This is a genomic window from Chitinophaga sp. (assembly GCF_036569185.1).
Taxonomy (GTDB): domain Bacteria; phylum Bacteroidota; class Bacteroidia; order Chitinophagales; family Chitinophagaceae; genus Chitinophaga.
Window position 1 is genome coordinate 1 of the sequence record NZ_DATCRD010000031.1, and the last position, 20096, is coordinate 20096.

The 20096-nt window shown below is 45.9% G+C and carries 16 protein-coding genes and 1 tRNA gene; 6 read left to right on the top strand and 11 right to left on the bottom strand.

The window, feature by feature from the left end; genetic code table 11:
- On the top strand, positions 1-808 hold an 808-nt coding region (locus VIM72_RS02375), incomplete at its 5' end, for a DUF5996 family protein (protein ID WP_332001271.1).
- A gap of 68 nt (positions 809-876) precedes the next feature.
- A tRNA-Leu gene (locus tag VIM72_RS02380) sits at positions 877-960 on the top strand.
- 183 nt (positions 961-1143) lie between these two features.
- On the opposite strand, the gene VIM72_RS02385 is transcribed toward VIM72_RS02380, so the two are convergent.
- The 8 genes from VIM72_RS02385 to VIM72_RS02420 all read right to left on the bottom strand — a co-directional run bounded on the left by VIM72_RS02385 (position 1144) and on the right by VIM72_RS02420 (position 13282).
- The gene (locus VIM72_RS02385; RefSeq protein ID WP_332001272.1) at positions 1144-2733 is read right to left on the bottom strand and encodes a S8 family peptidase; all 1590 of its coding nucleotides are present in this window, start codon (positions 2731-2733) and stop codon (positions 1144-1146) included.
- Entirely contained in the window at positions 2730-3296 is a 567-nt protein-coding gene (locus tag VIM72_RS02390; RefSeq protein ID WP_332001273.1) for a TlpA disulfide reductase family protein, read from the bottom strand. Before VIM72_RS02390 ends, VIM72_RS02385 begins: the two co-directional genes overlap by 4 nt.
- Positions 3297-3298: 2 nt before the next feature.
- Positions 3299-4465, bottom strand: coding sequence for a redoxin domain-containing protein (locus VIM72_RS02395; RefSeq protein ID WP_332001274.1), 1167 nt, complete (start codon positions 4463-4465; stop codon positions 3299-3301).
- A gap of 23 nt (positions 4466-4488) precedes the next feature.
- Entirely contained in the window at positions 4489-5928 is a 1440-nt protein-coding gene (locus tag VIM72_RS02400; protein WP_332001275.1) for a RagB/SusD family nutrient uptake outer membrane protein, read from the bottom strand.
- 29 nt (positions 5929-5957) lie between these two features.
- On the bottom strand, positions 5958-9500 hold the full coding sequence (locus VIM72_RS02405; RefSeq protein ID WP_332001276.1) for a SusC/RagA family TonB-linked outer membrane protein: 3543 nt from the start codon (positions 9498-9500) through the stop codon (positions 5958-5960).
- 241 nt (positions 9501-9741) lie between these two features.
- Complete coding sequence (locus tag VIM72_RS02410; protein ID WP_332001277.1) at positions 9742-10968, bottom strand: FecR family protein; 1227 nt, start codon at positions 10966-10968, stop codon at positions 9742-9744.
- Positions 10969-11286: 318 nt separating this feature from the next.
- The gene (locus tag VIM72_RS02415) at positions 11287-11901 is read right to left on the bottom strand and encodes an RNA polymerase sigma factor (RefSeq protein WP_332001278.1); all 615 of its coding nucleotides are present in this window, start codon (positions 11899-11901) and stop codon (positions 11287-11289) included.
- 475 nt (positions 11902-12376) lie between these two features.
- Positions 12377-13282, bottom strand: a complete 906-nt coding sequence (locus VIM72_RS02420) for a phosphotransferase (protein WP_332001279.1) — start codon at positions 13280-13282, stop codon at positions 12377-12379.
- A gap of 380 nt (positions 13283-13662) precedes the next feature.
- On the opposite strand from VIM72_RS02420, the gene VIM72_RS02425 reads away from it, so the two are divergent.
- From VIM72_RS02425 to VIM72_RS02440, 4 genes are all read left to right on the top strand, one after another.
- Positions 13663-13914: a helix-turn-helix transcriptional regulator gene (locus tag VIM72_RS02425; protein WP_332001280.1), complete on the top strand. Its 252-nt coding sequence runs from the start codon at positions 13663-13665 to the stop codon at positions 13912-13914.
- A gap of 180 nt (positions 13915-14094) precedes the next feature.
- Positions 14095-15003 carry a helix-turn-helix domain-containing protein gene (locus VIM72_RS02430; protein WP_332001281.1) on the top strand — a complete coding sequence of 303 codons (909 nt, stop codon included), beginning with the start codon at positions 14095-14097 and terminating at the stop codon, positions 15001-15003.
- 70 nt (positions 15004-15073) lie between these two features.
- Positions 15074-15481, top strand: a complete 408-nt coding sequence (locus tag VIM72_RS02435) for a VOC family protein (RefSeq protein ID WP_332001282.1) — start codon at positions 15074-15076, stop codon at positions 15479-15481.
- A 4-nt stretch (positions 15482-15485) separates the two neighbouring features.
- Positions 15486-16100 carry a YdeI/OmpD-associated family protein gene (locus VIM72_RS02440; RefSeq protein WP_332001283.1) on the top strand — a complete coding sequence of 205 codons (615 nt, stop codon included), beginning with the start codon at positions 15486-15488 and terminating at the stop codon, positions 16098-16100.
- 68 nt (positions 16101-16168) lie between these two features.
- Here VIM72_RS02440 and VIM72_RS02445 read toward each other — a convergent pair whose 3' ends face one another.
- The 3 genes from VIM72_RS02445 to VIM72_RS02455 all read right to left on the bottom strand — a co-directional run bounded on the left by VIM72_RS02445 (position 16169) and on the right by VIM72_RS02455 (position 20085).
- Positions 16169-17296 carry an AhpC/TSA family protein gene (locus VIM72_RS02445; RefSeq protein ID WP_332001284.1) on the bottom strand — a complete coding sequence of 376 codons (1128 nt, stop codon included), beginning with the start codon at positions 17294-17296 and terminating at the stop codon, positions 16169-16171.
- Between the two features lie 58 nt (positions 17297-17354).
- Complete coding sequence (locus VIM72_RS02450; protein WP_332001285.1) at positions 17355-18461, bottom strand: thioredoxin-like domain-containing protein; 1107 nt, start codon at positions 18459-18461, stop codon at positions 17355-17357.
- A 190-nt stretch (positions 18462-18651) separates the two neighbouring features.
- Entirely contained in the window at positions 18652-20085 is a 1434-nt protein-coding gene (locus VIM72_RS02455) for a RagB/SusD family nutrient uptake outer membrane protein (RefSeq protein WP_332001286.1), read from the bottom strand.
- Between the last annotated feature and the right edge of the window lie 11 nt (positions 20086-20096).

Genomic DNA, 20096 nt, shown 5'->3' on the forward strand with positions numbered 1-20096 from the left:
CCTGTATGTTAGCCCCGATGGGCTTAGCACCGGCGCTGTGCCTTACCAGCATGGCATTTTCCAGATCGATTTTAACTTCATGCAGCACCAGTTGCTGATCAGCACCAGCACCGGGAGGAAAGATGTGGTGGAATTGCGGCCCAGAAGTGTGGCCGACTTTTACCAGGCCCTCTTTGAAAAATTAAAGTTCCTGGATATTGATGTGAGCATTTATACCGTGCCAAGTGAAATAGCAGACGCCATTCCATTTGAAAAGGATGAAATACACCGGTCGTATGATGCGCAGAAGATGGAGGATTTCTGGCAGGCGCTGGTGAAGATCCATAATGTTTTCACCCGGTTCAGGACCCGCTTTACCGGGAAATGCAGCCCTGTACATTTTTTCTGGGGCGCGTTTGACCTGGCGGTCACCAGGTTTTCCGGCAGGGATGCGCCACCCCACCAGGGCGAAGCTCCCAATATGCCGGCAGCGGTGATGCAGGAAGCGTACTCCAAAGAGGTAAGCTCCTGCGGGTTCTGGCCGGGCAGCGAGCAATACCCCCATGCAGTGTTTTATGCCTACTGTTATCCTGTTACACCCACCTTTTCTGAGCAACCCGTTCAACCTGCCGGTGCTTTCTACAGCCAGGAGATGGGAGAATTTATGCTGCCTTACGAGGTGGTGCAGCAATCGGCCGACCCGGAGGAGGCGTTGTTGGCATTTATGCAATCCACCTACGAAGCGGCCGCCAACACTGGGCATTGGGACCGGGCCTCCCTGGAATGCGACTTATCCCGTTTAGAAAATGCCTACGGGTGTTTCAGATAATTGTTTAAAAAAAATTTGGTAAAATATTTTAGCTGCTTATCTTTGCAACCCCTGACACGATATCAGCTGCCCAGATGGCGAAATTGGTAGACGCACTGTGTTCAGGTCGCAGCGCCCGCAAGGGTGTGCTGGTTCGAATCCAGTTCTGGGCACGAGGAAAGGTTGTAACTCATTGCTTACAACCTTTTTTATTTTTAGTCAATTCCGTTTTCTCCGTATTTCCTCCGCTTTCTCCCACTATCGTTGACACAAAATTGACACACCAAATTCGTGTGCTGGTGCGAGAACACGACCAGCACGTTTATGCCTTTTTATGATACGCAAAACAGACAGTTTTACCGTGTTTGTGACACAGCATTTTTATGTTTTGCAGACCTGGAAATAGCCAATTCAATTGCTCTGCCGGCATTAACTACGCCCCCGGTAATAGACAGCTCACTGAAAGAAATTTTCTGAGGACCACTCCCATTTCGGGGCATTACAAGCCCATCGTATTTTACTACCGATTCCATAATAATCTCCTTTACTTCCACAGCCGACAACCTGGGAAAATAAGAACGGATAAGGGCAGCTATACCAGCCACTACTGGCGCAGCCATACTTGTTCCGTCCATATTGGCATAATTGCTTCCAGGAACTGAAGACCAGATGCCAACGCCAGGTGCAAATACATCAACAGTATGCCTTCCATAATTGGAAAACCCCGCAGGCAGATGATCTCCAGGTTTGGGACCTGAAGCGCCCACTTCCAGCCAGGCTTCTGCCTTTCCGCTGCCATCTGCGTAAATGCGGTTGGGATAATTTTCTTCCTGGTCAAGGTTGAGTGCATCGTTACCTGCAGCATGAACGAGGAGGACATCTTTTTTCATGGCATACTTAACAGCTTCGTCTACCAGCGATTTATTTGGAGAGTAATGTTTCCCAAAGCTCATATTGATCACCTGCGCTCCATTATCCACAGCATACCGTATGGCACTAGCCACATCCTTATCACGCTCATCGCCGTCAGGTACCGCTCTAACGCTCATGATTCGAACGTTATCGGCCACTCCATCCAGTCCAAGGTTGTTATTACGTACAGCACCGATGATACCAGCTACGTGTGTGCCGTGGCTGGAACCTGGCCCCATCGCATCAGCTGTACCGTACCGGGTTTCGCTGACATCGGCGTAATTATCCCCTACAAGTGACGCGCGGGGATCGTAGTCGGGGTTTAATAAATAGTCGACCTCGGCTGTAAAATGTTCGAAGGCTCCTTTGATTTCTTTGTCCAGGTAGGCTGACAAACTGGGATATTCTTTGCTGCCCTGCAATATCATAGTTCGCATGGATGCCAGATCCATGGTGGCGGGCTGAAAAGCGAGAATATCTTCCCTGGTGGGTTCCGGCTTGCCAATTGTGAGTAGAATGCTATCGATCACCTTGCGTGCATGCGTAACACCTCTGAGCTGTTGTTTAGCTTTTACCAACCGGATCTGCCATTCCCTGCGCCTGGCTTTATAAAGGGCCAGGCCGTTGGTATCTGCCGGCAGATTGTCCAGGTTAGGGAAACGCTTTTGGCCTTCCCGGATCAGGCGGGTGAGCTCTGAGTTATCATATTGTACATTGCCGTTGGCAGAGCCCAGGAAGCTCCATCCATAGGTATCATCCGTATAACCATTCCTGTCATCGTCTTTTCCGTTCTTCTTTTCCCGGGGATTTTGCCACAATACCGGTTGAAGATCCGTATGGGTGGAATCAATACCTGAGTCAATAACGGCAACAAGTACTGTTCTGCTTTTCTTCCCCTTCAGCAGTTCGTATGCTTTTTGGGTACTAACGCCAAAGAGGCTATCGTTTGCAAGGTCTTTATGCTGCCATCCTTGCTGGGCAAACGCCGTTGCCAGGCAAAGCCCGGGCAACAGCGTTAATATGAATTTTTTCATTGTTTGTTTTTTTGAACAATCGCTGTGGCATTTTCCTTTGTCAACTTGCCTTCCAGCAGCAGCTGCAGGTGCTCCTCTGTCAGTTCAAACGGAAAGGTGATCCAGGCGATCGTATTGTTGCGGATAAGGAATGTACGCGGAATACCAAAAGTACCGGAAGGCTTGAGCCAGTTCCTGTCAAAATCTCCCTTATTTTGTACGCCATCAAATGCAACCATACTATTGGTGAAAAATGAGGCGTTGTTGGAAATAAACTGGCGAACCTTAGTGGTATCTTCCTCCCAAACATCCTGGGCAATAAAAGTGATCTTATCCTTAAATTTGGTGGCCAGTTCGCTCATGTGTGGCATTGATTTGATACATGGCTTGCACCAGGTCGCCCATAACTCAACGACATAAATCTTATCTTTTTCGAATTGGGTAATGCCGCTTCCTTTCAGCCAGGTTACTGCCGGATACTTATTCACTGGTTCACCCACGTCAAGGAAGGAGTATAACTTCTGGGCGCTGAGCGTATTAACCAGCGATATGAGCACGATAAATGTCAACAGAATTTTCTTCATAATTACTTATTTATAATTTTCCCGATTGCTACCTCAGGCTCAAGACCGAGGTCGATATCACGTACAAGGATCTTTCCATCGGTACCAATCACGAAATTGTGGGGAATCATACCTAAGGAAAGGTTATAACTCTTTCCTATTGGAGTGGTATCGGCTTCGGCCGATTGTTTTACCGGGTTAATAACATTTATGAAATTAGGAGTCGTAAATCCTGCTTCTTCCACCTCCGAATGCCAGCGTTTCTGATCGTCGTCACAGTAAACAGCGAGGATCACCAGGTTTTCGTCTTTTAATACGCGGCTGATTTTGTTCAACGCAAAGCTGAAAGGTTCGAATGGAATGAAATTGCGGTTCCAAAAGCACAGCAGCACGTTCTTACCTTTAAAGGAAGAGAGGGAAACCGGTTTTCCATTGATGTCATTGAGGGTAAAATCAGGAGCTTGAGTACCAGCGAGCAGCTTCCTGGCAGTGGCTAAATTTAGTGCAATCCTTTTACCAGTAGGTGTATTGCGGACCGCCGGGGAATAAGCATTAAATTCTGCTTCATACTTTACCGGATCTTTGATAAAGCCATCCACATGTCTGGTCCAAAGACTAAATCCTACAAAGCTATTGAGATACTTTTTGGCAAACGCTTCCTGGATGTTACGGCGTTCCAGCCTTAAATCCTGAAGCTGTTGGCCTACCCGTTTCATATTTGCCTCGTCCCCTGCATCCTGGTATTCCTTAAACTGCTTTTCTAATTCAGGCCCTTTAACCGATAATGGTTTGTATAATTCGAAAAGCGCATCCAGGTCTGATTGTGAGGGACCGCCCTTTGTCTGGGTAGAGAGCAGGTTGGCATCACCTTTCATGGTAAGGGTGGCGCCCGGATCAATAAAAATCTCTTTGAACTGCCCTTTGATCGATTTGTTTTCCGGCATGAAAATGAGGGTGGTTGCTGCAGGCTCATCTACCTCACCGCTGAACCGGAAAGCGCCATTGATGACTTTCACGGAATCCTGCACTATTTTGTTCAAACTCACGTAGCGATAGGAAAGCATTCCCTGTTGGTCCTTTCCCATTTGTCCTTCTACTGTGAAGGGTTGCACTTGTGCATGTAGTGCGAAGGATGCAACGGTCATTGTAAGCATGGCGCTGCCAGCTAACACTTGTCTGAGTGTCATCATAATCTATTTGTTTATATGTTTTTTTAAGGATTATTAGTCATATCTGTACTTCCTTCCATAATATTTCTTGGAAACTTAAGTACAAGCCGATTTGGTAATGGAAGTGTGTATTCAGTTGTTGATCCATTAGCGTTGTAAATGGTGTGTTTAAAACTGATGCCGGTAAAAACCGGATCAACTGATATTCTACGCATATCGAACCAGCGGGATCCTTCCATGGCAAATTCCCGGACCCGCTCTTCAATAATAAATTTTATCAGCGCGTTCTGATTACCGGCAATAATTGAAGGTACTGTTGCATCGGCTGCCGGCATCCTGTTTTTGCGCAGGGTTTCAACATCGGCCACCGCGCCTGTCAGATCACCCGTACGTGCTTTACATTCGGCGCTGAGTAAATAAAGCTCCGGCAATTGAAGACCAAATCTGGCGTATTGAGCGCCGTATTTACGAAGTCGCCCTCCCGGATTGGGTGTATTGTCAGGATTGCGTTTGGTGTATAATTGAAGGCGCAGATCGCCCGGCCCGTAAAGGGCTGCTGCCCATGGGGCCAGTACAAGACCACCATTGCCCAGGGATGTATAAGGACCGCAATTCCAAACCTTGGATACCAGTGCTTCTTTCAGATCACTTGGGTTCTGCCATGGCGACCGGGGCCCGTTCACCGGGTCTATAGGCAGGAATGCGCCACCAGGGGCCAGTGTTTCGTTGAAATTGTATAACCCGGGACTACCGTTGGCAGACACCTGGCTTAGGGCGCTTTGCAGGTAAGGCAAAGCCTCGGCCGGTTTGCCCATAAAAAGATATACTTTACCCAGGAGCCCTTCGGCAGCGGGCCGGCTCATCCGGGTTGTAATAGTGCGTTTAACGGGCAGATTTTTGATAGCCTCTTTGTAGTCATTTATGATAAAATCATACGACTGCTGCAGTGTGCCACGCGGATATACTGCTGTATTCACATCCGCCTTATCGATGATGGGGAAGCCGGGATCAGTTCCTGCTGTTGCGGCTACGTACGGTTTACAATAGTAATTCACCATGTTAAAGTTGCTCCAGGCGCGTGTTGCTCTTGCTTCAGCAAGGAGCACGCTTTTTTGCTGGATTGTACCTCCGTCTGTTTCCATCACTTCGTTGATCACCTTATTGAGGCTATACATCTGGGTGTTATGCAATGTAATTGCAGGTGCTGTTTCATTACTGTTTACATAGATGGTATCCGTCCACCGGAACAATCTTTCCTTAATAACGCTACGGTTCAAAAAGTAAGCGCCTTCCGCAGCCACTTCATCGCCCATAAACATGGGTTCCTGCCAACCGCCGGACCAGGCATACAAATAATAACCGGGATCGTTCATTAGCAGTTCATAGTCGTTCACGTTGGAAGCCACCCGTTGCCCCATAGGCACAACTTCGAGCCAGCTCTTTTTGCAGGCGATGCAACTGAAAAGAAAAATTATATATAGCATCTTTTTTTTCATCATGATCTGTTTAACAGTTAGAAAGAGAGGTTTAATCCCAGGGTATAACTATGCAGCGGCGAGCCGGTTTGCCAGCTTGGATCTACCCGATTCCGATTGGCCGCCCACAACAGAAAATTGCTGGCCTGCAGGTAGACATTGAAAGACTGGACTTTCAGCTGCTCAAGCGCCTGAGGCGAAAAGGTGTAGTTAAGCGTGATGTCGCGCAATTTTATGTATGATGCGCTTATTACATTGATATCACCACTTGTATAGTAAGCCACGTTACGCCGTCCATAGTTTACCGATTCGCTTGATACGTAAGAAGGTATATTTGTAAACGCTTCATCACCTGGTTTCTTCCAGCGGTCCAGGAACGATACCGGATAATTGGAACCAGCAAAATTTGAGCGGGTAGCCATTCTTCCGGTATAAAGGGTGTTTATCGGAGCACGCATTTTGGCGCCAAAGCTGAACACGATATTGCCACTCAAGGAGAAGTTTTTATAGGTAACAACGTTGCTGATCCCTCCATTATAGGGCGCCTGCGATGTGCCCACATACACTACATCCTCTACTTCTGCGATGCCATTCTGTTTTGTGACTCCATTTTTGGCAGTGTAGATTTGCGGATCACCCAAATTATCCAGGCCGGCGAAGCGGTAGGCAAACATGGCGTTCATAGGGTAACCTGCCAGATAGCTAGATCCTAACCGGTAAGAAGCCGTATTCATAAAAGGCTGCATTTTCGTATAGGATTTCAGTTTATTGCGGTTATACCCAAACTGAAAACTGCTCGTCCACCGGAAATCATTTTTAGCAATATTGATAGAGGTCAGCGCCAACTCAATACCCTGATTGGCCATCTCTCCCAGGTTACCCATAATGGAGGACTGCCCGTTAAAGGGATTGATGGGCATAGAGCCGAGCATGTCGGTGGTTTTTCTGTCATAGGCATTGATATTGCCGCTCAGCCGCCGACTAAATGCACTAAAATCAATTCCCAGGTTGACGGTGCGGGTTCTCTCCCAGGAGAGGCCGCGGTTAGCCGGTTGCCCTACCGTAAGTGCATCACCGGCAATCAACCCTTGCTGGGAAGATGATGAAATAGTTCTCAGCACATCGTATGTGGAGGCAGAGCCGGTGTAGGGCGAGTTACCCGTGATACCATAGGTCGCGCGTAACCCCAGCTCATTGAGCCAGGTCAGTGGCCTCATGAATCCTTCCCTGCCAATCTGCCATTTGCCGCCAATACTCCAGACAGGCTTGTCCTGGCTGGCCAGGTCGCTACCAAACTGGCTGCTATAGTCCTGCCTCACGCTGGCATCCATACTGTATTTCTGGTTAAGCGTATAACTGGCCAGGCCGAAATAAGAAATGAAACGTGATTTTTCGCTGATGGAAAAAAAGGGTTGATTGGGTAAAAAACCATACCCCGTGATGGTACCGGGAATACCGTTTTGCATCTGCTTCCAGTCTATCGAAGCATAGGTTCCCAGCGCCTGGTCATAGCCCAGTAATGTGGTCACATTGGAATGGGAACTTGTTTCCTGGGCTTCCTGACCGACTTGCACCAGCAGGTTGTCCTCCCCGTTACGTGGCTTTGCTTCATAAATCAGTTGGTTGCGTACGGTCCAGTTACGGCTGTTATTTTCCCCGGTCATGTAAACACCGCCGTTGGAAGGATAGTGATAAATAGGACTTGCGCCGGGCGCAGGCACTTCCGTCAGGCTCAACGCAGTTAGCCGGTTAGAAAGTAAGCTGTTGTCTGCATATTGAGCACTGGTTCCCGGAGAAGTCTGGTAGCCATAAGAACCATTAAAACGCAATCCTTTCCAAATCGAAATGGCAACGTTGGCCGTAACATTTGCGAAGAGTGTATTTCGTTTGGTATAACCTTTGTCAATCTCGGAGAGAGGATAATAATCCAGGTTGATCAGGCTTCTGTCCTGGTAATCCCGACGCAGTGAATCAGAATAGCTCATGAGGAAACTCATTGGAAGGGGATTGCCCGCCCCATCCTTGAAAAGCTGGTAAGGCAGAAAATCATTTCCGATTGTAATGAGGTTTTTAGTACTGCTCACCTTATTGATCAGCGATGTGTTAAGGCTGATATCGATGCGTTTGCCAACGTGAAGCTGTTGGGAAAAATTCAGCTTATAGGAGTGATCCTGGTCGCCCGGGTTGTTGTTATTGACGCCGGTATAACCAAGTGAACCATAAAAGCTATAAGTATTGTTGCCGCCCCCGACAGAGACGGTATGGTTGGTGGTGAAAGCCGGCCGCTGCCAGAGATCTTGTATCTGGCTGAAATTGTTTATAGAGGCGAGGCTGTCCAGGCTTTTATTTGCCTGGTCTGCAGAAATAAGTCCTCTGTATTGATCATAAAGGATCTTTTCGTGCGGAGGAATCATTTCGTAGGTAAGACTTTCCCAGGGGTATACCACAGGGTCGAAAGTTTCCCTTGCTGCCTGGATATATTGGCGGCTGTTCATTACCGGTATTTTCCCATAGCTGGGCCTTCCGGAATAATTGATAAACCCGCTGTAGCTTACGGCCAGCCTCTTATTCCTGCTGCCCGATTTGGTAGTAACAACAATGACCCCATTGGATGCCCTGGCCCCCCAGATCGCAGCAGCAGCAGCGTCTTTCAGTATGGTGATGTCTTCAATGTCATCCGGGTTAAGGGCACTGAAATCAGACACAATTACCCCATTCACGACATAGAGCGGATCGCCGGGCAGGGTAACAGAAGACTGTCCTCTAATGGTGCTTTTTCGTGTAGCGCTCCCGTTATAACGGCTGATATTGGACTCTCCTGTACGGGATAACACCATGCCGGGCACCAGGCCTTCCAGCCGTGAAATGACATCCATGGTGCTGGTACGATTCTTTACCACTTCCATGTCCGGCTTGCTGAAAGCCCCTGTTGCCCTCTCTTTGGAAAGCAACTGGTAACCGGTATTTACCTGTTCGATCACTACTCCCTGTAGTTCAGTAATTTTTACTTTCAACACAACGGTCGGCATCGGCCGGGCTGGATTGTTTTTTATTTCCTGCCGCTGATAGCCGATGGCCGATATCACCAGGATGGCATCCGCCCTGTCGGCAAAGATGGAATACGTGCCTGCATCGTTGGTAGCTACTGTAAAAGGTCCGTCTTTAACCCCAACAGTTGCACCTGGAACGGGTTCATTTTTTTCGTTGACTACCAGTCCTCTCAACTCCACAACGGCTTTGAAAACAGTGGGAGGCCCAACGGGAGTAACTCCTGCACTCTTCCTGGATACGATGATACTGCGCCCCATGATCTCATAATCTAATGGTTGGTTTTTGAATACAAGTTCAAGAAATGCGCGAAGGGGCATTTTCTGCACATTGATGGTAACAGGCTTTGCAATAGTAAATACCTCCTTGTTGCCGGATGCACCGTAGCCGGTTTGCGATTTAACAGCATTCAGGACCTTCAGGAGAGAGAGTTCATTGCCTTTAAGAGTGACAGTCTGTGACTGTTCCTGGGCCTGCGCCTGAACAGCAGTTACCAGGCAAAAAAACAGTAAAAGGTACACAGCGTGTTTCATCGCCCCGATGGTAACTCGGTTTAGGGCAGAAAGCAGGCTGCGGTCCGTTCGTTTTGATTGGGAGAGGCCATAAAAAATACAGCCTTGAGAAAAAGCATTTCTTTGCATACTTTTGCAATGATTTGGTTGATAAATAAGCAGTCTTCGCGGACTTTCGTTTTATTGGGAGACCAGATCCCAGCCGGTAGTGTTTCGACCCACTTCCGGCTTTTTTATTGGCCATCCCAATGCATTCTAATGTCTAGTGTATGATGAGTTGTTTCTTTTGACTATCCATGGTAAACTTTACTCCCGAACGCTCCAGGAAATGGAGCATCTGTCCCAGGCTCACGTTGCTTTGTATTTCCCCAAAAAAGATTATATCGGGTATTCCTCTTTCATAAATGATGTTGATGTCGTACCAGCGGGCCACCTGCTTTAACACAGTTTGAAGCGGCTGGTCCTGGAAACTGAACAAACCATCTTTCCACGCAACGGCAGCGTAGGTGTCCACCTGTGGTATTACCGCAATTTTAGCAGAAACATTTGCCTGCTGACCAGGTTTGAGCACGGCAGTGGCGACACCTTGTGTCACTTTAACGGCTCCTTCAAGCAGCGTAATATATGAGGTGGCCTCATCATTGTAACTATTCACGTTGAAGTGGGTGCCCAGTACTTCGGTGGTCGCAGCGCTGGTAGTTACGATAAATCTTCGTCCCGGATCTTTGGCAACTTCAAAATATGCCTCACCACTTAGCTCAACTTTGCGCTCTCCCTTCCCTACCCCGCTATAGAAACGCAAACTGGACTCACTGTTTAGCCACACCCGTGTACCATCTGCCAGTGTGATGCTGACCACCTTACTGCCTCTTGGATTAAAAAGGGTGTTATAAGATATTTCCCCTTCTGATGGCTGCCTGTTGGCATAACGAATATCTCCATTAGCATCCCGGATCACATTCACATTTCCCTGCGTAGCCAACAGGCCGCTGCTGACGCTGTCAAGGGCGATTTGCCGACCGTTTGCAAGGGTAATCGTCGCCCTTACAGTACTTGGTGCCTTAAGGTCGGTTTTCTGAGCGATTTGACCGTTTTGCGGGCCTTTTTGTCTGAGTGTTAGCGTCCACAAAGCTATACCTGCAATCACCAATACAGCTGCGGCGACTGCAATACGCTGCCACGGAAGTAAAAATACCCGGCGCCCACGTGTTCCTATTTGGGCTTCCCTGCGCTCATATGGGTTGTCAGCGGACTGCCCCGGAATCCGACTTTCCTGATAATTCAGGATAACGGACAATACTGCCGCTGCTGCTGCTTCCGTCATATCCTCGTCCTCTCCGGTCTTTTCCCATGACTGGTTAATCAGCTCTTTTATCTTTTCTTCATTGTCTGCTTCAAGGGCCATAGCCGCCAGTGCCTCTTTTTCAACAGGGCTGGCGGTTTTAGCCAGGTAGCGTTCAAATAGTTCGCTTAGACGATCTGCAGCCATAACAAGGATTTAATGAAATCAGGCGCTTATTTGCCGTATTATTTGACGCATGGCAGAGGAAATAGGAGTAGATGAAATTCACATTTTTTTTATTATTATATATTATTTTGGGGTTGCAAAATTTCGGAAATTGGATACCTCACAGCGGTTACAGAAAATAGAAAACCATCCTTCAAGGTTGTGGAACGCAGGATATGCACAAGTAATCAATGGGAATATTTAGTCCTTGCAGCCATACGCTGACATTTGAGTAATTTAAAGGCGGGCAGAATTTATTTATTGACGCCTAACGGAGGCACCCACCCAATTAACTCGTTGTTATGATTGGTAAACATCGAAAAACACGAAAAGTGCAATCGCATAAGGACCATATGCATCATTTAATAAACGGCGTAGGTAGTGCAGTGCATCTGACAGGTGCTTTTTGGCAGTATTGGGTGATATCCCAAGTTGTTGAGCAATTTCGTCGGTCTTTAGGCCGCCATCACGACTAAGGAGATACACCGCTTTTTGTTGCGGGGTGAGTTTATCTACTGCCTGCCGGATGAAAATATGCACCTCTTTACTCATAAGCTGGTGCTCAGGCTGGGCCGGTTGTTCAATACGGAAATGACTTCCCTCTTCCTTTCTTAATTCACTTAAAATAAGTGTTTCTTTTGCCATCCGCCTAAAACCACTGACAGCAACGTTTCTAGCCATGCGTTGCAGGTAAGCTCCAAAATTATCAACAGAGGCAAGTGATGACCGGTGGAGCCATACTTTTAAAAACACCTCATGAACGGTGTCCTCTGCAGTCTCCCGCGATTCGGTGAGGCGAAATATATTGGTGTAGAGCTTCTTTCTATAAGCATTAAACAACGTAGCGAATGCCCTTTCGCTTCCAGTTGCCACCTGTTGTAGCAGTTCTTTTTCGGTATTAGGTGATAATTCCAACAATACGACTCTTCTATTTTTCCCCGCTATAAAGATACAAAAAAGCGATAAAGGTTTATTGCATATTATTCACATATCTCTAATTAATTTCGACATTTGTTCCATTATTGAAATTTTTGGCCTCAATCGTTATACAATTAAAAAATGTAATGAATATGATAGTAAAGCTGTCCCCTAAATTGCATTTGATTGCATTTTAAGCTATCTTCCATCATTGCATAAGTATGTCATATTCAAGGTTCAATTAAAACCTGGTTCGATCAAGAGTTAATAAACCAAGTTCATATTCCTATGGCCTAACTATTGCTTAGACCAATTGGCAACCGACTGTCGGAGCAAATCAGAACTATTCCACTTTAGCTAACTACATTCAGACTCATGGAGGATATTTTCCAATCCGCAGAGATACAGGGCTCAACTTTTAAGGTATGATTTATTCAAAAGCTATTTGAGTAACTATTTTTAAAATGAGTTACTAATCAATAGCGTCCCAGGAAACTCCATCAGGCTTTTCTAAACCTAAGCATTTTGCAGCCCATTCTAACTCAATTGCTATGAGTTTTTTGAAAACACCAACCAGCCAATTCGGCATAGCGCCACGTTCACCCAAACGCTTTATATGGCCTGCACACAAGGCAGATGCATAACTTGAACCATCTGGCATGATTGTATAAGGATGAGGCCCACCCTCTAAATAAAGTGTAGGTAATAATGTTGCAAGGTCATGGTTCTTATTACCTGATGCCGCACAGCTCCAATCAACAAAGACAACCTGATTGTTTAAAAAACAAATATTGTCACTTCGAATGTCACCATGAACAAGATGGTTGCCTGTTTCATTTTGCCTTTTCTCGGCTTCAATAAGATGGTTAATTGCGTTATTCAACCATTTGGCAGAGCAAAGTTTAAGGTTAAGGAAACGTTCGGGAAAGGATGCTATTTTAGTCCAAATGCCCGATGGGTTATTGACCAACTTAGGAAGTCCGGTAATCGCTTCGAGTGATGATAACTTATAAATTCCCTCAAAAAGTAAATCAAAATCCTTCTCACGCCAATGAACTCCTGAATGGCTCGCTGGCCAATAGGCATGACTTAAATCCTGTGTTAACAGTATAGGGTGCAATCCAGGTTCATCTATCCAATCAATTATACAGGGCGCAAATGGTTCTTTTAATGATGACAATGCAATATGTTCAGTGCGTAACCAATTTTCAGTTTGCTCATCTGTAGCAGCTTTCACAAAAACACTATCCCCGTTTTCCAATTTTACCGAAGCTCTAAGGGCGGCGGATAAACCACAGTCCGGTATTGTTAACCGGATTATCTTAGACCCAATACTCTCTTCAATAATCTGACGGATATGTTGTGGCAATTCTTCCATTGCTTGTGATTTCTTTTTACAAATCTATTAAAAAGATAAGCTATTCCAATTGGAGATGATTATAAATAGAGTACTTAAACTTTGCTTTCATTCAATATAAGAAGCATATCCATTTATGAATATTTAAATGAAACAGGGTTATGACAAAGAAATCCCCTATCGGCCTCAATGATCGATTGTTTACAAATGTTATATGAAAAATATTATTGGGAAACGATACAGGTAAGGAAAGTCAACGGCTATATGTACAAATCCAAAATGCCCAGGTAAGCAACATTTGGATTTATACTTTACCAAATATATGGAATCATTTTTAATGTTACAAGATCTTGTAACGGTTTTTTGAAATAAAAATCTTGATTTTATCCAAAGTTCTGAAAATGAATGAGAAAAGGGATAAAAATAGATTAAAAGAAATTGGGGAGCGGCTACGCAAAATAAGAGAAGACGAGGTGAAGATAAGTCTTGATGAACTAGCTTCACGCTGCGATGTTACCAAAGGAAATATCAGTAATATTGAGAATGGGAAAAAAGATTTTACGTTTACTACATTCCTTGAATTGGCAAAAGGTTTAAATGTTCATCCCAAACATTTACTTGATCAAAATTTCAAGTTTCTCAATGAGGATTAAATCAAAGCACTATGTCCATCCACTCCATTGGAGCCGAGTGAGTTCTATAATTAAATAAAAACCTTTTAGCGATTCTTGAACTACACACCATTGACACAAATACTTCACAACTCATTCACTCGTAATCGGATAAGAGTCCAATTCTTGTAATTATATTAGCCAAATCTTTCGTGGTTATTTATGGAAAAGACAAAAATGGGTCTTCCTTACTATACAGAAATCAATGATTTTCTCGCGTCTATACCATGGCCAGCCAGTACGGTCAATCCCAATTTTTACTGTCTTCGGCTGAAACCCGTCCCCGGACAAGTGTCTGTATACCGGCCACCTTTCAAGCGTTCCTTTTACTTCTTTGGGTTATTTTATAATTCAGGAAAGATTCAGGTGAACTTCGGTGAGAAAACCATCTATAATCCCGATTCCTACCTTGTTTTCCATTCCCCCAACCTCATTTACAGCTTTGCCCATAACAACGCGCTGGAAGGTTATATCATTTATTTCAAACCTGAGGCTTTTTCTTTCTTTAAACCTGATTTTCAAAAACAGTTTCCGCTATTTGACCTTCTACATACTAACCTATTTAATTTTGATCATACAACGTTCGATCAGTTAGTCCCTCATTTCGAGGCAGTGTTCACGGCTTATGAGCAATCAGCCAATGACCAGCATTTAGAAGCACGGTTAAAGCTGCTGGGATTGTTCTGCTATCTGGAGCAGTTTGCCAATGAGTACAAAAAAAACAATCAGGCGCCCACGGGCCAGCAAGAGCTACTGCGCAAATTCATCCAGCTGATCGAAAATCATTATGTTGACAAACGCACAGTTCAGGAATACGCGGACATGCTATCCGTCACATCAAACCATCTCTCTCAGGTCGTCAAATCTGTATCGGGAAAGAACGCGCTAAGTTTTGTTTCCGGCCGATTAGCGAGCGAAGCGAAATCGTTGCTGCTGTATACCAATTTAGAAATTTCGCAAATAGCCTATCAGCTTAATTTTTCTGATCCTGCAAACTTTGGCCGGTTTTTTAAGCGACATACCGGTTTGACGCCATCAGCATTCCGGGAGAATCAAACTTTAGGAAATTGACTGAAAAAGCCAAGATTTTGACAAGTATAGATTTGTCGATTGCGGTTTCTTTGCAACCAAATTCAATTTTATGCCAAGCAAAGTATTTATCAATCTGCCAGTGAAGGACCTGCAAAGGTCGAAGCTTTTTTTCGAAAACTTAGGATTTTCATTTAACCCGCAATTCACCGACGAGAAAGCCGGCTGTATGGTTGTAAGTGATAGTATATTTGTCATGTTGCTCACGGAAACCTATTTTAAATCTTTTATAGATACCCAGGTATGTGATGCTAACCTGCAAACCGAAGTGCTTATTACTCTCGATGCTGAATCACCAGACGAAGTGAAAGCATTTGTAAATAAAGCGGAATCGCTCGGTGCAAAGATTTATGCAGCAGCTAAAGATCATGGCTTTATGTATCAACACAGCTTTGCTGATCTGGATGGGCATAAATGGGAGCTGGCCTATGTCAATATGAATCAACTTTCACAATCTTAACCTGATGAATCAACAGTCATCTGTAGAGCGTTATATTGCTGAGGCGGAGGATTTCGCCCAACCAGTCCTGCATCATTGGCGCAATCTCATAAAGGTTGAATGTCCCGATGTTATTGAGGTGATTAAATGGGGTATTCCCCATTTCGAGTATAGAGGTAATAACCTCTGTGTGATGGCCTCCTATAAGGCGCATTGCGCTTTTACTTTCATGAACGCGGAGCTCATGAGCGATCCACGTCTAAAGGATAGCAAGGAATCCAAACCCATTAAACGGTTTTTAGGCAAAATTACGAAACTCAGCGATTTGCCCGCCGATAACGAGTTTATCGCCATGCTGCACGAGGCAATGCGACTAAACGAAAATGACATCAAGGTAACGCGGAAAAAACCAGTGACTGAAAAAGCTAAAACACCTGATGTCCCTCACTACTTTGAAGCGGCTTTAGCCTTGCATTCGAATGCAAAGGCAATATTTGAAAGCAAGTCTGATTCCTTTCGCAAGGAATACATTATTTGGATAGCTGATGCCAAAACCGACGAAACCAGAAATAAAAGGATAAGTGAAGCTATAGAATGGATTGGAGAGGGAAAAAGCCGATTCTGGAAACATAAAAAATAAGCCGTTAGAAAGAAGAGCAGCCATAATCGCTGCTCTTCTATTAAATAAAAAAAGTACCTGCCGGGATATTATTTCATTAATTCTCCCAGTTTCTTTTCCAGCTCTTCGCCATGGAGGTTTTTCGCAACGATGATGCCTTTCGGATCTATCAGGAAGTTCTGTGGAACGGCGCCTACACCGTACATGGCGGCCACAGAGTTTTTCCAGCCTTTCAAGTCGGAAACCTGTGCCCAGGTCAGTTTATCATGTTCAACAGCTGCCAGCCAATCCTCTTTTTTTATATCCAGGGATACGCCCAGGATTTCAAAACCTTTAGGATTGAATTTTTCGTAGGCCTTCACCACGTTAGGATTATCTGCACGGCAGGGACCACACCAGGAAGCCCAGAAGTCTACCAGTACATATTTTCCACGGAAAGACGATAATGCGATCGCTTTACCGGTGCTGTCGGCCTGGCTGAATTCAATAGCGCTGTTGCCTACCGCAGTTTTCCTGGCTGCTTCCAGTTTTTTCGCGAATTGTTTACCGGAAGGGCTGCTTTTTAATTCTTTACTGAGCTTGTTATACAGGGGCTCTGCTATCTTAGGATCGATGAAGGGACCAGCTAACTGGTTCAATACGAACAGCGCGATGGGTGAAGAGGTATTTGCATCGAAAAATTCTTCTGTCATTGTTTTTTTTGCTGCATCCAGGGAATCCTTGAGGGCTTTGATGCCTTCTTTGTCCTGTTTCCAGGCCATGGCAAAGAATCTATTCATTATTTCGGGGGAGCCGAATATTTCTACGACCTTCAGCTGCTCATTCAGCTTGGTATAGTCGTCGTTTGCTTTAGACCCGGTTACTACCGCTTTGCTGATAGAATCGGTGCTGTTGAGAGTAACCATGCCTGCTTCCAGGAAGAGTGCCAGCATATCTCCGCCCCTGGACACTTTACCGTCATGTTCATGCGCCAGCGCCAGGCTGGCCAAAGTAGGCTCGTCTATTGCGCCGGAGAAGCTGAATTTACCTCCCTCAGTAACAGTGGAATCCGTATGCGTTTCGCCATTCTTACGGATACTGAGGAACACCTTGGCAGGGGATTGCTGGTTAGATACGGTACCCTGGATGGTAAACGGTTTTTCTGCAACAGATTTTTTGCCCTGGGCAAATAACAGGACCGGCATTAACATAGCGGCGCCCACAATTAATTTCTTCATTGGTTTTTAATTTTTATAGTTTCTACGTTTTTTTATTTTGTTTGATGCTACCCGGTAATTAATTCCTGATCAGCTCCTCCAGCTTCTTTCCGAGTTCTTCACCCCGGAGATTTTTCGCAATGACCCTGCCGTTGGGGTCAAGAAGGAAATTCTGCGGCACACTGGAAATCCCGTATTCAACCGCTACATCATTTTTCCATCCCTTCAAATCGCTGACATGAATCCAGGTAAGATGATCCTCTTCGATCGCCTTCAACCAGTTCTCCTTATTGTTATCTAATGAAACAGACATTATCTCAAAATTCCTGCTCCTGAACTTTTCATATGCTTTTACAACATTGGGATTCTCCTTACGGCATGGTACGCACCAGCTGGCCCAGAAGTCCACCAGCACGTACTTCCCTCTCAAAGAAGAAAGCGGGACTCCAACGCCTTCCGTATTATTTTGTGTAAAATCCGGTGTTGCTCCCACGGCCGTTTTTTTCATTATCGCAAGAGCGGCAGTCATCGACTTCCATTCTTCGGTTGCATGCAGGCGCGGGCTAAGGTTATTCAGCAACGGCTCAAGGTCCCTCGGTTCAAATTGTTTTAAATACCATAGCATGTAGATCAGGCTGACATAAGAGTCGGGATGAGCAGCGAAAAACTCACGCCCCTTCAATAAGGATTCCCCCAAACTGGCCTTCAACACCGCATCCAGCCTGGCCACAGCAGTATCATTATTATCTGTGGCAGCCTCGTACCTTCTTTTTGCCAGCTCTCCGTTTTTTTTATAATAAGGAGCCATTTGCAGCTCATACAGGTCGTTTTCAGCCAGCGTTTTGTTGCCGCTAAAAACGGCCCTTTGCCGCTCTTCCCATATCACTTTAGTTACGCCTTTTTCAATGAAAAAGGACTGTTCCAACGGATATTCATCAAATAACTCCCCTGTACTCAGCCTGGCATACATCGTCCCATTCACCATTCCTTTAAATGTAAAAGATCCATTTATTACCAGCGCCGAATCTCTATGAGTCTCCTGTTTTACGTGATTTGTCCAATATCTGAGGAATATCTTCCGGGGCGTTCTCTCACCACTTACTTTTCCTTCAATGATAAATTCTTCCTGCGCCTGTGCAGCTATAAAAGCACATACCAGTAATAAGCAGATGCTCAATTTTTTCATACGATTATTATTTTTTGTTGTATACCTGGTAATTCACGTAAGCTACCGCCTCAGAACCGGGCGGAGGTGCACATGAGAAAATGCTGACACACCATTACTAACCTTGAAGCCTATACGTATTTTTTTCTACACGGGAATATCACCAGCCCTTATTAACCGGGCGACCTGTCCCACTGAACTACCATATTGATTAATACCCCGGCGTTTGAACCAGGTGGGGATCATTTTGAATCTCTCTCACAGGTATTGGCCACCATGCCATATAACTGTTCCAGGAGCCGCCTTTTAAAGGCGCTGCCACATTCATTACTGCATCCAGTTTTCCCGTACGGCGAAGGTCGAAAAAGCGGTGGCCTGTCTCCGTGAACAGCTCCACCCTGCGCTCGCGCAGAATGGCAGCCAGCACATCAGGCTGCGTAGCGGCCGTAGAAGCTCCTAAACCCGCGCGGGCGCGAACAGCATTCAGGTCTGCCAGCGCACCGGTAAGATCGTTCTGCTGCGCTTTCGCTTCCGCCCTAACCAGGTATTGCTCCGCCAGTCGCAGCACCGCGAAGATCTCCTGCGGCGGTGTTTGTTTGTCGCGAACCTTATATTTGTAAGCGTAGTAATAGATTTCCGTGGGCGACAAACTGTCCTTCCCAACCCAGGCGGGCCAACGGCCATCCCTCGGTTCGAAAGCCACCACAAGGGCATCGCTCATTGTCGACACTACTGTTAATGAAGCTATTGGCAGCCCCGGCACCAAATAATAGGTAGTTGCATCCTTTACGGCATAGCTGGGATACGAGTTGCCAAAGGGTATCAGGCCCCAGATCACCTCTTTGCTGTTCACCAGGAACGCTTTGGACAGGTCGGGCAGCTGAAAGTCTGCCGTATTGCCGATCAGGCTGTCTGCCTGTGCTGCGGCATTCTTCCAGTCCTTCATATAGAGATATGCCCGCGCCAGCAGGGCTGTAGCGGCCGCCCTGTTGGGCCTTCCCCTGCTGGTCGTCACCGCGCCGGTTGCGTCGTGATACTTATTGTCCAGCAGCGACTGCGCCTGCCGGAGGTCAGATACTACCTGGGCATAAACATCGGCCTGCGGGCTTCTGGCCAGCACATTGTTAGCCAGGTAGTCGGTACTCACCACCAGCGGTACTTCGCCATAAATATTCGCCAGGTAGAAATAAAACAGCCCTCTCAGGAAATAGGCTTCTCCCAGCCACTGGTGCTGGTAAGTGAGGCTGGTTGCCGGCTTAAGGCCCTCTATCGCCGTGTTCACCGAATACAGCTGCTTATAAATAGTTGCCCAATAATTGACAACTTTTGAACTGCTGCTAACCCCGTTACTGTATATCGGCACATAGTCGGAGCTCATGAGCGTATTTTGTAATTTCAGCTCATCAGTATACAATCCTGTAACCGATCCTAATCCATCCGTCCCATCAAGTATGGCTTGCTGGGCCAGCACTGTGTACACGCTCGTAAGCGCCGCAGCAGCTGTAATGTCATTCTCAAAAGCCGAAGACACAGGCATGGAGTTCAACGGTAATGGCACTTCGAGATATTTCCTGCAGCCCGATATAGCCGCCAACAGCATCACCCACAGCCACGAAATACGTATATACCTGAAAAGATTTATCATGATCGAAAAAT

Excerpts from the sequence above, each read along its gene's own strand:
- VIM72_RS02435 (WP_332001282.1), top strand. The coding sequence starts at position 15,074 with ATGCCAAGCAAAGTATTTATCAATCTGCCAGTGAAGGACCTGCAAAGG.
- VIM72_RS02405 (WP_332001276.1), bottom strand. The coding sequence starts at position 9,500 with ATGAAACACGCTGTGTACCTTTTACTGTTTTTTTGCCTGGTAACTGCT.
- VIM72_RS02400 (WP_332001275.1), bottom strand. The coding sequence starts at position 5,928 with ATGCTATATATAATTTTTCTTTTCAGTTGCATCGCCTGCAAAAAGAGC.
- VIM72_RS02445 (WP_332001284.1), bottom strand. The coding sequence starts at position 17,296 with ATGAAGAAATTAATTGTGGGCGCCGCTATGTTAATGCCGGTCCTGTTA.
- VIM72_RS02440 (WP_332001283.1), top strand. The coding sequence starts at position 15,486 with ATGAATCAACAGTCATCTGTAGAGCGTTATATTGCTGAGGCGGAGGAT.
- VIM72_RS02420 (WP_332001279.1), bottom strand. The coding sequence starts at position 13,282 with ATGGAAGAATTGCCACAACATATCCGTCAGATTATTGAAGAGAGTATT.
- VIM72_RS02450 (WP_332001285.1), bottom strand. The coding sequence starts at position 18,461 with ATGAAAAAATTGAGCATCTGCTTATTACTGGTATGTGCTTTTATAGCT.
- VIM72_RS02385 (WP_332001272.1), bottom strand. The coding sequence starts at position 2,733 with ATGAAAAAATTCATATTAACGCTGTTGCCCGGGCTTTGCCTGGCAACG.
- VIM72_RS02390 (WP_332001273.1), bottom strand. The coding sequence starts at position 3,296 with ATGAAGAAAATTCTGTTGACATTTATCGTGCTCATATCGCTGGTTAAT.
- VIM72_RS02430 (WP_332001281.1), top strand. The coding sequence starts at position 14,095 with ATGGAAAAGACAAAAATGGGTCTTCCTTACTATACAGAAATCAATGAT.
- VIM72_RS02455 (WP_332001286.1), bottom strand. The coding sequence starts at position 20,085 with ATGATAAATCTTTTCAGGTATATACGTATTTCGTGGCTGTGGGTGATG.
- VIM72_RS02425 (WP_332001280.1), top strand. The coding sequence starts at position 13,663 with ATGAATGAGAAAAGGGATAAAAATAGATTAAAAGAAATTGGGGAGCGG.
- VIM72_RS02395 (WP_332001274.1), bottom strand. The coding sequence starts at position 4,465 with ATGATGACACTCAGACAAGTGTTAGCTGGCAGCGCCATGCTTACAATG.
- VIM72_RS02410 (WP_332001277.1), bottom strand. The coding sequence starts at position 10,968 with ATGGCTGCAGATCGTCTAAGCGAACTATTTGAACGCTACCTGGCTAAA.